The sequence below is a fragment of the Asticcacaulis endophyticus genome (assembly GCF_014652575.1).
GTDB lineage: Bacteria > Pseudomonadota > Alphaproteobacteria > Caulobacterales > Caulobacteraceae > Asticcacaulis > Asticcacaulis endophyticus.
On sequence record NZ_BMZB01000009.1, the window covers coordinates 56,689 to 67,181 of the forward strand.

The window sequence follows — 10,493 nt, forward strand, 5'->3', positions numbered from 1 at the left end:
TTTAGTTTAGCGGTAAATTAGGTTGTTTATTAGTTTACAGCAATGATCTTAGACCATTAAACCACTCTGATTACCCCTCAGTCATCTCGCTTCACTCGATGCCACCTCCCCACTGCGTAGGGAGGAGAAGTGCCGCCGCCGCAACCTGCGCCAAGTTCCGGGTCAAGGGGGCTTGCCCCCTTGGATTATCCGACTGTTAACCCTGTGCGGGCCATAGTTGGTACGAAATCTTAGTCTGAGTACCGCCCCTTCATGTCCGATATCCCCCCCCAGAAGCTTAGTCTGGTCAAAGGTCTGGTGAAAACCATGCCTATCGGGGCTTTGCGCACGCTGGATAAGGCATTGGCTTTGTCGCGCGATGCTAAGATGAAGCAGGTGCGCGGGCTGGTGCTGCTGGAGCTTGAGGCGCGGCACGTCCGTGACCTGGTGTTTGAGCCGTATCTGGCGCTTTTTCAGCCGCGCGAGGACGGGCTGGATGCCGAAGTCTTTCCGAACTGGCTGTTGAACAACCTGTGGCGGGAGTTGCAGACGACTGAGGTTCAGTTGTGCGGTGAGGCCGGCATGGCAGCGCGCAGTTTGCGTGATGATGACCCGACGCCGGTGCCGTTTTTCCGGCTGGTGACGGCGGGGGCGCGGATATTGCGCGATGACCCGCTAACTGTGGTGCCCAAGGGCCATGATGAGCGCGATCTGCGTGAGATTTCGGAATTTGCCCATTACCTTGATCTGCACCGGCTGCTGAGGCAGTACCTCAACCGGCTGCCCGACTGGATGGGGCGGATCGATGCCGAAAAGGCCGCGACTTTGCGGCTGTGGTACAAAGATGCCTGCGCGTTTTCAGAGGATGCCGGGGTGCGCTTTATTGAGGCGATCTTTGCCAATATGGACGATGGGGCGATGATCATCAAGATTATCGCCACCGTTGCGGACCGTCCGAACGACCGCTTTCTGGCCGAGTCGGAACTTGCCGATTTCGGGGAGCGGATACTGCTGTTGGCCGAAGAACGCACCGATACGTTCAAGCGGCTGATGAACAGCAAATCCAAAGACTTAAGCTTTATGGCCACGGCCGGTGCGGATATTTCGCGCTGCCTGATGGCACTTTCCGGGCTGGAGCAATATATCGAACTGGCCCGTGACGGCCCATGGGGCAAACGGGTCGCGGCGGCGCACAAAACCATTGCCGAACTGGTCGAAGGGCGCCTGAAAACGGCCGCCGGGCTCATTCAGTTGGCCCTGCCGATGAGGGCGGAAAAGGTCAGCGGGCGGGTGCGTAAGGACTATCCCGATGTGCGCACGCCTATGGATGAGGCGGCGACTACCAATGCCAAAGCCATCCTGACCTTCCTGAAAGACATCAAACACACCGCCGCAAATGGTGGTTATGCTTCGCTGCTGACCAAGACGGTGCAGGAGGTTGAGATGGTTCTTGACGGCTACATGGACGACCTGATCAGCATCGCCAACCACGATGCGGGGCTGGATGTGGACGCGGTCATGACCCTGTTTGAAGCGGTGATTGACCTGATCGACACTCTGTTTGGTGAGGAGCGGGCGGCGCTGGCGCGTCGTCGTGTCGCATCGTCCGATTTGCTCAACCCGTCAAAATCGGTTGCCTGAGGCCGCTAAATTGGTGTTAAAGCCAAGGTTTGAGCGCAATCAGTCAGTATGAGCGGGCATGATCCTGTTTTCAGTTATCGCGGCGGCTTTGAGCGGGGCGGTGTTCGCCGTGGCCGTGCTGTGGCTGAAAGGCCGTGCGCCGGTGTCGGATTTGGCGCGAGAGAAGGCGCTCTATGCCCGCTTCGTGGACGATGTCGATCGCCGGTTAGCCCGCGGGCAGATCGAGGCCGATCTGGCGCTTGAGGAAAAGGCCGAGGCCGGGCGGGCCTTGCTGAAAGCCGCCCGCGATCATGGCGAGGCTTCCGCCCCTCTGAAACCGGCTGTGGTTATGGTCAGCGCGGCTCTGGTGGCGGGCTTAAGTTTTGGGCTTTATGTTTTTGTGGGGATGCCGGGTTATCCCGATCAGCCCTATGCGCAGCGGCTTGCGGCGTGGACAGCTATGGCCCAAACTAACCCCGATGCCCTGCCGCCAAAACCCATGTCAGAAGTGCTGAAAGCGCGCGCAGGCGATCACAAAAATGACTCCGGCTACTGGCAGCAACTGGGCCGACATCAGGTCATGGCCGGTGACTATTTTGACGGGGCGCGCTCATTGGAAATATCGGTCAGGCTCGATCCGACGCGGGCCGAAGGGTGGTCGGATTTTGGCGAAGCACTGGTGCTGGCGGCGGATGGTGTGGCCGATGACAGTGCGCGCAAAGCCTTTAATGAGGCGCTGAAGCGCGATCCGAATGATATTTCAGGGCTTTATTACACGGCGAAAATCATGCGCGATGACGGTCGGTTTGATGAGGCGAAAATGGCCTTTGATAAGGTGCTGATGCAACTGCCCGCCGGTGATCCGCGCCGGGAGACGATTGCGGAGGATATGACGGCGCTTGATGAGGCCCGAACGGCGCAAGATCAGGTCAATGCTCAGATTCAGGGCATGGTCGATAACCTGACCGCACGGCTGAAAACTGAGCCCAATGATCCTGATGGCTGGGCGCGGCTGTTGCGGGCGCATCGTGTGCTGAAAGATCCGGCGGCGGAGGCTGAAACCCTTGCCGCCATTCGCGCCCAGTATAAAAACAATCCCGATCAGGTGGCGGCTATTTTAGACAAAGCCAAGGCCCCGGTCGGTCGTGAGGGTGGGTGAGGGTATGGGTTTTTGGCCAAAATCAATCAAGGCACGGCGGCGCTTGACGCTGTTTTTGTGGGTGGCGCCGATCCTTATCGCGGCAGTCGGGCTGACGCTTTATGCCTTGCGTGATTCCGTGGTCTATTTCTACACGCCGGGGCAGGCGGTGGCGGCCAATGCTCCGCTCAATACCACCATGCGTCTGGGCGGGCTGGTATCGCCCGGATCGGTGGTCAAAAATCCTGATGGGTCGGTGACGTTTGAGATCATGGATAACCTCGATGCCATGACAGTTACCTATCAGGGCGATCTGCCCGACCTGTTCCGCGAAGGCCAGGGCGTGGTGTGCGAAGGGAGGCTGACGCAGGCCAAGGCGTTTAAAGCCTCAACCGTGCTGGCCAAACATGACGAAACCTATATGCCCAAGGAAGTGACCAAGGCGCTGAAAGAGCAGGGCGAATGGCGGCCAAATTCTGAGGTTCCAATCAAGGCCGCGCCCCAATGATCGCTGAACTGGGGACGTTTTGTTTAGCGCTGGCGTTTGTGCTGTCGGTCGCGCAGGCGCTGGTGGTGCCGGTGTCGCGCCTCAAACTATTTGCAGGTTTTGCGCGGCTGTCAGAAGGTTTAAGCCTGTCGGCGGCGGTGGCGATGGCCCTGTCGTTTGCGGCACTGTTGTACGCCTTTCTGACCTCTGATTTTTCGGTCGCCAATGTCGCGGCCAATTCCCACACCTCAAAGCCATTGCTTTATAAAATCTCCGGGGCATGGGGCAGTCACGAAGGCTCGATGCTGCTGTGGTGCCTGATTTTGCTGAGTTTCAGCGCGATGGTCACCCTGCTGGGCGCAGGCCTTCCCGACAGCCTGAAACATAAGGTGCTGGCGGTGCAGGGCGTGCTGGGGGCCATGTTCACCGGCTTTACCCTGTTTAGCTCTAACCCTTTGGCGCGGGTCTATCCGGCACCGTTTGAGGGTAAGTCGCTGAACCCCATGTTGCAGGACCCGGCGTTGGCGTTTCATCCGCCGCTGCTGTATCTTGGCTATGTCGGGTTTTCGGTGGTGTTTTCATTTGCAGTCGCCGCTCTGATCGAAGGCAAGATCGACCGGGCGTGGGCGCGCTATGTACGGCCGTGGACCTTGCTGGCGTGGAGCTTTCTCACGGTTGGGATCACGCTGGGATCATTCTGGGCCTATTATGAACTGGGCTGGGGTGGCTGGTGGTTCTGGGACCCGGTCGAGAACGCCTCACTGATGCCGTGGCTGGCTGGGACAGCACTTTTGCACGCCGCCATCGTCATGGAAAAACGCGATGCGCTGAAGGCCTGGACGGTGTTTCTGGCCCTGCTGGCCTTTACCTTTTCGATGATGGGGGCGTTTCTGGTGCGCTCTGGCGTGCTGACTTCGGTGCATGCCTTTGCGGTTGATCCGCAGCGCGGGATTTTGTTGCTGATCATCCTGTTTGTAACTTCTGGCCTTGGGTTTGCGCTCTATGCCCTCCGGTCGCGCGCGCTCGGATCATCGGGCGTGTTTGCCCCGGTCAGCCGCGAATCGGCGCTGGTGGTCAATAATCTGTTGCTGTTTGCGGCCCTGTCATCGGTGTGTCTCGGCACGCTCTATCCGCTGCTGATGGAGGCCACGACGGGCAAGACGATTTCGGTCGGTGAGCCCTATTATTTGCTGACCTTCGGGCCGATCATCGGGGCGGCCTTGCTGCTGGCGCCGCTGGCCATGCTGTTGTCGTGGAAGCGGGCAGATTTAAAGGGCGTGGTGCAGCGGCTGGCGGCGGCGTTTGGCGTGAGCGTGGTCTGTGCCGTTATCGCCACGCTGGGCGTCAAGGGCATAGATGTCGGCGGGCGGATCGTGTTTATCCTTGGGCTGTTGCTGGGTTTTTGGCTCATTTTCGGGTCGTTCAAAATGCTGGCCGATCGGGTCGGGCTGTTCAAAGGGACGGTGACGGAGAGCCGTCGCCGGTTTATGGGGCTGGCGCTTGGCACCCACGGCATGATTCTGGCCCATGTCGGGCTGGGGGTATTTGTGCTTGGGGCAACCTTTGAAGGCCATGCCCGCCTGAGCACGGCGGCGTCCTTGAGCGCGGGCGCAAGCCTGACAGTCGGTGGGTATGAGGTCATATTTGACGGCATCCGCCGCTATGACGGGCCGAACTTCTTGGCCGAAGCCGCTGACCTGACCGTGCGGCGCACGGGGGGGAAACCCGTGTGCGATGCCGCCCCTGAACGGCGGTTTTACCCGGCGTCGCGCCAGACCATGAGCGAGGTCGCGATATGCTTTACCCCGCTTAATGACCTCTATTTCGTGCTGGGGGAATCGAGCCTGAACGCCGCCGGTCAGCCGCAGTGGCAGGTGAGAGCGCTCTATAATCCGTGGGTGCGGCTGATTTTTGTCGGGCCGCTGTTGATGGCGCTGGGCGGGATATTGTCGCTGCTCGATCGGCGTTTGCGTCTGGGCGTGGCGACGACATCGAAGGCGCTTAAGCAGGAGGCGTCATGAGGAAAGTACTGACCGCTTTGGCCATGGTCATCATCGGTCTGTCGCAGATGGCGACCGCCGTGACCTCCTCCGAGATTATGCTTGATCCGCGTCAGGATCAGCGCGCGCGGTCGCTGTACGCAGAAGTGCGCTGTGTGGTCTGCCAGAATGAGGCGATTGGCGACTCGCAGGCCGATATTGCCGCCGACATGCGCCGGGAAATCCGGTCTGAGATCCTGTCCGGCAAGACCGATAAAGATATCCGCGAAGGGCTGACCGCCCGCTACGGCGATTATGTTCTTTTTCGGCCAAGGTTTTCGGCAGGCAATCTGATTTTATGGCTTTTGCCGCTGGCTTTGGTGCTTTTGGGTGCATCAACGCTGGCGGTTATGGCCAAAACTAAACGAAAAACAAAGACTTATGATCTGGATGAGCAGGAGCAAAAAGCCCTTGATGACCTCATCAATAAACCCTGAACACCGTCACGATTTTGCCTCACGCTTAAGTTTATATGGCTTCCTGACAAATAGACTTGAAAAACCTCGTAAGCGCGGTTCACAATCGCCATATGTCACTTGATCCAATTTAAGGGTTCGGCGATTTACGCTTTGAACCGCAAAGGTAACTATGATGGGGAAACTCGATTTGAAGTCGCTTCTGAAGAACAAGACCAGCCTGGTCGGCGGCATTGTCGGTCTGGCGCTGGGCGCCACGGTGGCCGCCGGTGCCATGACGGGGATTGCCAACCTCGATAACCTCACGGGTGGCTATGACGGCGCCCGTCTGATCAAGACGCAAGACCTGACGCCGGTTAAGCCGCCCGCAGGCGCGCCGATGTCGTTTGCCGACATCATTGATCGCGTGTCACCGGCTGTCGTGTCGATCGAGACCAAGGGCAAGGTCAAGGTGCCGCAGGGCATGCCGATGATCCCCGGTTTCAACTTCCCCGGCCAGGCTCAGCCCGGTCAGGAAGCGCCTGAACAAGAGGTGCGTGGCGCAGGCTCCGGCTTCTTCATTTCCGGTGACGGCTATATTGTCACCAACAACCACGTCATCGCCGAAGCCGACGAAATCATGGTCAAGCTGACCAATGATCAAAAGCTGAAAGCCACCGTCATCGGGCGCGATCCGAACACAGACCTTGCGGTGCTTAAGGTCGAAGGTAAGAATTTTCCGTTTGTGAATTTTGAACTTGAGACCAAGCCGCGCGTCGGTGACTGGGTGATCGCGGTCGGCAACCCGTTCGGATTTTCGGGCACCGCCACTGCCGGTATCGTCTCGGCCTATGGCCGTGACATCGGTGAGCAATATGTCGATTACCTGCAAATCGATGCGCCGATCAACCGCGGTAACTCCGGTGGTCCGACCTTTGACCTCTATGGCCGCGTGATCGGTGTCAACACCGCCATCATCACGCCGTCGGGCGCGTCTGCTGGGGTGGGCTTTGCCATTCCGGCTGAGATCGCGCACACTATCACCCAAAAGCTGATCAAGGGCGGTAAGATCGAGCGCGGCTATATCGGCGTTAGTGTGCGTCCGATCACCGACGAAGTGGCTGAAAGCCTCGGCATCACTGACCTTGAGGGCGCTTATATCAGCGACGTCACCAAGGGCGGACCGTCGGATAAGGCCGGGGTCCAGCCGGGCGATATCGTTCGTTCCGTCAATGGTGAAAAGATCAAGTCTAACACCGAACTAACCCGCCGGGTCGGGGCTGTGCGCGTGGGCGACAAGGTTACGCTGGATGTGGTGCGCTCCGGCAAGCCGGTCAAGCTGACCGTCACGGCGGCGCTGCGTCCTACCGATGAAGAACTGAACAAGGGCTTGCCGGGTGGTGCGGATCAATCTTCGCCGGACGCGCCCGCCAATGCGCCGGGGGCTCTGGGCCTCAGCCTCAAGCCGGTCTCGCCGGAAACGCGCAAGAGCTATGGCATCGAAGAGGGCGTCACCGGCCTGGTCATCACTTCGGTGGCCCCGGATTCGGATGCGGCCAAGAAAGGCATAAAGCCCGGAATGGTTATCGTGCGGGCGGATAATCAGCCGGTAACGACGGCGGCTGACCTCACCCGTGTGATTGAGATTCTGAAAAAGGCCGGACGCCCCAGCGTGCTGTTGCTGATCAATTCCGAGGGCATCAATGTGCCGGTGCCGCTCAGTCTGAAGTAGTCTAAGTATAGGCCCCCTCCGTCACGCCTTCGGCGCGCCACCTCCCCCGGCACGCCGGGGGAGTATCTATTACGGTTATTTCATTTGTAATCAGCCCCCTGAATCAAATAGGTTCAGGGGGCTGATTATTTTTGGATAGCCTCAATGACCCACGTTCTGATTGTCGAAGATGACACCGAAGCGGCCTTAAGCCTTCAGCGGGGGCTGAAAGAGGCAGGCATGACGGCCACCGTCACCCATGACGGGGAGGCGGGGTTAAAGGCCCTGCGCGGGGATGTGGCGTTCGATGTGGTGGTACTTGACCGCATGATGCCGGGGCTGGACGGGGTATCGATGCTGGAGATTGCGCGCTCCGAAGGCATTGATGTGCCGGTACTGTTTTTAAGCGCGCTCGGTGACCTCGAAAACCGTGTCTATGGCCTGAAAGCCGGGGCCGATGACTATCTGGTCAAGCCCTATGCTCTGGTTGAACTGCTGGCCCGCGTCGAAGCTCTGGCGCGGCGCAAGGACAAGGACCCGGTCGAGACCGTGCTTAAGGTCGGGGAGCTGGAAATGAACCTGATCAACCGTCAGGTTAAGCGGGCGGGGACGCTCATTGACCTGCAACCGCGTGAGTTTCAGTTGCTGGAATTCCTGATGCGCCATGTCGGTCAGAATGTGACCCGCACCATGCTGCTGGAAAAGGTCTGGGCCTATCATTTCGACCCGCAGACCAATGTCATTGATGTCCATATTTCGCGCCTGCGTTCCAAGCTGGATAAGGGCTTTGATAAGCCGATGCTGCACACCGTGCGCGGCGAAGGCTATCAGTTGAAGGCGTGATGCCCGCACCTAAACCTCTTACGCCCAAACCCTTCAAACCACTCAACGCCCTCGGGTCATTCCTGACCTGGGCGGGGGGGCTGTTTCGTCCGACCTATTTCAAGCAGACGCCGTTCCGGCTGACTCTGGTCTTCATCACCGTCTACTCGTTCGTGGCGGTGCTGATCTTTGCCTATGTCTATGTGGCGACCTCGGCGGAAAACCGGGCGGTAACCGATGCGCAGGTCTCGGCCCGCCTTGATAGTCTGCAACAGCTTTACCGCGAACGGGGGGAGGCCGAGGTCAAGGCCCGCCTGCGTCAGGACGACATCACCGAATGGTTCTTCATCAAGGGCATCTATAACTCAAACGGCGAAATGGTCGCGCAGAATAAGCGCGCCTCGCTGGAGATGTCGACCGAAGTCCTAAGCCGCATCCGCGCCCAGGTCGATACGCCTCAGATCGAAATGGGCGAAGCGCCGGGCCTCAGCGATTTTGTCATCAATTTCCGCAGCTATAATAATGACGGTTCCATGCGCAAATACCGCTATCGCGGGCAAGGACTGCGCATCGATCCGGATCGTTATCTGTTTGTGGCCATGGATATGTCGTGGACGGATGAAGGCTTTGATAAGGGCTTTACGGCCTTGTGGGGCGGCGCGATTCTGGTGGTGCTCATGGGGTTGTTTGCCGGCATGATCATCAATCAGGAGGTGTCGCGTTCGGTTCAGGGGCTGATGAGCGTGCTCAGAAGTGCCGAGCAGGGTGATCTTAAGGTGCGCGTACCGCTGCGTCATTCGGGCGATGAATTTGATGCTTTGGCGGCTCAGGTCAATCAGGTGCTTGACCGCGTCGAAAAGAATGTCGGCAGCCTGAAATATGCCGGTGACGCCATCGCCCATGACCTGCGCACGCCCTTGTCGCGGTTGAGGTCTAACCTTGAACTGTCGTTGTATGATGTCGAAAAAGACCCGTCCAAGGCCGAGGATGCCTTGTCGCGGGCACTGACCGAAACCGATCAGTTGCTGAGGACGTTCCAGACCGTGTTTGCCATTTCACGCCTTCAGGCGGCGGGGCAGGCGCCTGATCCGAAGCTGTTTGATGCGACCGCACTGGCGACCGATATGGCTGAGCTTTATGAACTGTCAGCGGCCGATAAGGGGCTTGAGTTCGATGTCGAAATCGAGCCCAATGTCTGGGTGATGGGGAACCGTGATTTTCTGGCGCAATCTCTGGCTAACCTGCTCGATAACGCCATTAAATATACGTCTGTGGGCGGGATTACGTTCCGGCTGCGCAAGACCTCGCGCGGGGAGATCGAGTTCTCGATCACTGACACGGGCATGGGCGTGCCTGAAGCGGATCGGGGGCGGATTGTGGAGCGCTTTGTGCGGCTGGAACAGAGCCGGTCTTTGCCCGGTGTGGGTTTGGGGCTGTCGATGGTGGCTGCGGTGGCTGAGGCCCACAAAGGCCGTCTGGTCATCGACGAAGGGCCGGGCAAGTTTGGCGATCAGGGACCGGGGCTTCGGACGGCGCTGGTTTTGCCCCCGACTCAGGGGTAAAGCGATTATTTAGAATTTGGCATTTTTGAAAATAATTCGCCCGGTTTTAATTCAGTAGCTCCAGCGCTAACCAACGCCTCTCTAAGTATTTCTGGTTTTGAAGTAGCCACTGAAAATACACTAAAATTTCCCCGGAACTGTGAATACGCCACACATAATGACTCATGGTTTGTCCCAAGGAAGTATTTAAATTGTCCTGAAACTTCGAATTTGCCTGCTGATAACGTCTGCACAATTGGACAAATTTCTTTCACAGCACTGATAAATTCCTCACTTGCTCCAACATTGAAAAAATGGCTGGAAAATACTGAACCATTTAACGGAAGAGGCTCACCAACGTGTTCTCTGTACAAAGCCATTCCTAATTTGGAACTAAATATATCTGCATAGGTTTTCGTCAGCACGCCTTCCATTTTGGCGGCGTAAACTTCGACAAATTTGCCATTTTTATCCTTTATGTAAAAAGGACTCATGGATGCTGTTATTTCAGAGGCAAGTTTCGGTGCATTATTAGCTATTGCTAGGCATAATTTTTTCCATTCAGATGAAGCAATATCATTCATTTCATCAAATGCTTCTAAACGAGCATAAAGTGCTGCAACTTGATCCGCCATGCCGGTTCCATTGTTACTGAGGTGCCCCTAGAATTGTAGACGCTTTGCTCGTTATAAAACGGAAGCAAGGTGAGGTGCCCCTAGAATTGTAGACGCTTTGCTCGTTATAAAACGGAAGCAAGGAGA

Annotated in this window: 9 protein-coding genes; 8 read left to right on the forward strand and 1 reads right to left on the reverse strand. The window is 57.6% G+C overall.

Annotated features, from left to right (window positions below):
• Window positions 1-252 precede the first annotated feature (252 nt).
• The 8 genes from IE102_RS17465 to IE102_RS17500 all read left to right on the forward strand — a co-directional run bounded on the left by IE102_RS17465 (window position 253) and on the right by IE102_RS17500 (window position 9,753).
• A complete protein-coding gene (locus tag IE102_RS17465) occupies window positions 253-1,620 on the forward strand; it encodes a hypothetical protein (protein WP_229807857.1) in 1,368 nt (455 codons plus the stop codon).
• A gap of 58 nt (window positions 1,621-1,678) precedes the next feature.
• Window positions 1,679-2,758, forward strand: coding sequence for a c-type cytochrome biogenesis protein CcmI (gene ccmI / locus IE102_RS17470; protein WP_189489169.1), 1,080 nt, complete (start codon window positions 1,679-1,681; stop codon window positions 2,756-2,758).
• Window positions 2,759-2,762: 4 nt separating this feature from the next.
• Window positions 2,763-3,245 (forward strand): cytochrome c maturation protein CcmE, encoded by a 483-nt coding sequence (gene ccmE / locus IE102_RS17475; protein WP_189489171.1) that lies wholly within the window; start codon window positions 2,763-2,765, stop codon window positions 3,243-3,245.
• Window positions 3,242-5,245: a heme lyase CcmF/NrfE family subunit gene (locus IE102_RS17480; protein WP_189489173.1), complete on the forward strand. Its 2,004-nt coding sequence runs from the start codon at window positions 3,242-3,244 to the stop codon at window positions 5,243-5,245. The genes ccmE and IE102_RS17480 overlap by 4 nt, the downstream gene beginning before the upstream one ends.
• Window positions 5,242-5,700 carry a cytochrome c-type biogenesis protein gene (locus IE102_RS17485; protein ID WP_189489175.1) on the forward strand — a complete coding sequence of 153 codons (459 nt, stop codon included), beginning with the start codon at window positions 5,242-5,244 and terminating at the stop codon, window positions 5,698-5,700. The genes IE102_RS17480 and IE102_RS17485 overlap by 4 nt, the downstream gene beginning before the upstream one ends.
• A 169-nt stretch (window positions 5,701-5,869) precedes the next feature.
• Window positions 5,870-7,390 (forward strand): Do family serine endopeptidase, encoded by a 1,521-nt coding sequence (locus tag IE102_RS17490; RefSeq protein WP_308429945.1) that lies wholly within the window; start codon window positions 5,870-5,872, stop codon window positions 7,388-7,390.
• Window positions 7,391-7,534: 144 nt separating this feature from the next.
• Window positions 7,535-8,212 carry a response regulator transcription factor gene (locus tag IE102_RS17495; protein ID WP_189489177.1) on the forward strand — a complete coding sequence of 226 codons (678 nt, stop codon included), beginning with the start codon at window positions 7,535-7,537 and terminating at the stop codon, window positions 8,210-8,212.
• A complete protein-coding gene (locus IE102_RS17500) occupies window positions 8,212-9,753 on the forward strand; it encodes a sensor histidine kinase (RefSeq protein WP_189489179.1) in 1,542 nt (513 codons plus the stop codon). Before IE102_RS17495 ends, IE102_RS17500 begins: the two co-directional genes overlap by 1 nt.
• Window positions 9,754-9,758: 5 nt before the next feature.
• Here the strand turns inward: IE102_RS17500 and IE102_RS17505 are convergent, their stop codons facing one another.
• Window positions 9,759-10,367 (reverse strand): hypothetical protein, encoded by a 609-nt coding sequence (locus IE102_RS17505; RefSeq protein ID WP_189489180.1) that lies wholly within the window; start codon window positions 10,365-10,367, stop codon window positions 9,759-9,761.
• Window positions 10,368-10,493: the final 126 nt, after the last annotated feature.

Bases quoted from the DNA above. Each gene is read 5' to 3' on its own strand.
- IE102_RS17500 (WP_189489179.1), top strand. From the start codon at position 8,212: ATGCCCGCACCTAAACCTCTTACGCCCAAACCCTTCAAACCACTCAAC.
- IE102_RS17485 (WP_189489175.1), top strand. From the start codon at position 5,242: ATGAGGAAAGTACTGACCGCTTTGGCCATGGTCATCATCGGTCTGTCG.
- IE102_RS17495 (WP_189489177.1), top strand. From the start codon at position 7,535: ATGACCCACGTTCTGATTGTCGAAGATGACACCGAAGCGGCCTTAAGC.
- IE102_RS17505 (WP_189489180.1), bottom strand. From the start codon at position 10,367: ATGGCGGATCAAGTTGCAGCACTTTATGCTCGTTTAGAAGCATTTGAT.
- IE102_RS17465 (WP_229807857.1), top strand. From the start codon at position 253: ATGTCCGATATCCCCCCCCAGAAGCTTAGTCTGGTCAAAGGTCTGGTG.
- ccmE (WP_189489171.1), top strand. From the start codon at position 2,763: ATGGGTTTTTGGCCAAAATCAATCAAGGCACGGCGGCGCTTGACGCTG.
- ccmI (WP_189489169.1), top strand. From the start codon at position 1,679: ATGATCCTGTTTTCAGTTATCGCGGCGGCTTTGAGCGGGGCGGTGTTC.
- IE102_RS17480 (WP_189489173.1), top strand. From the start codon at position 3,242: ATGATCGCTGAACTGGGGACGTTTTGTTTAGCGCTGGCGTTTGTGCTG.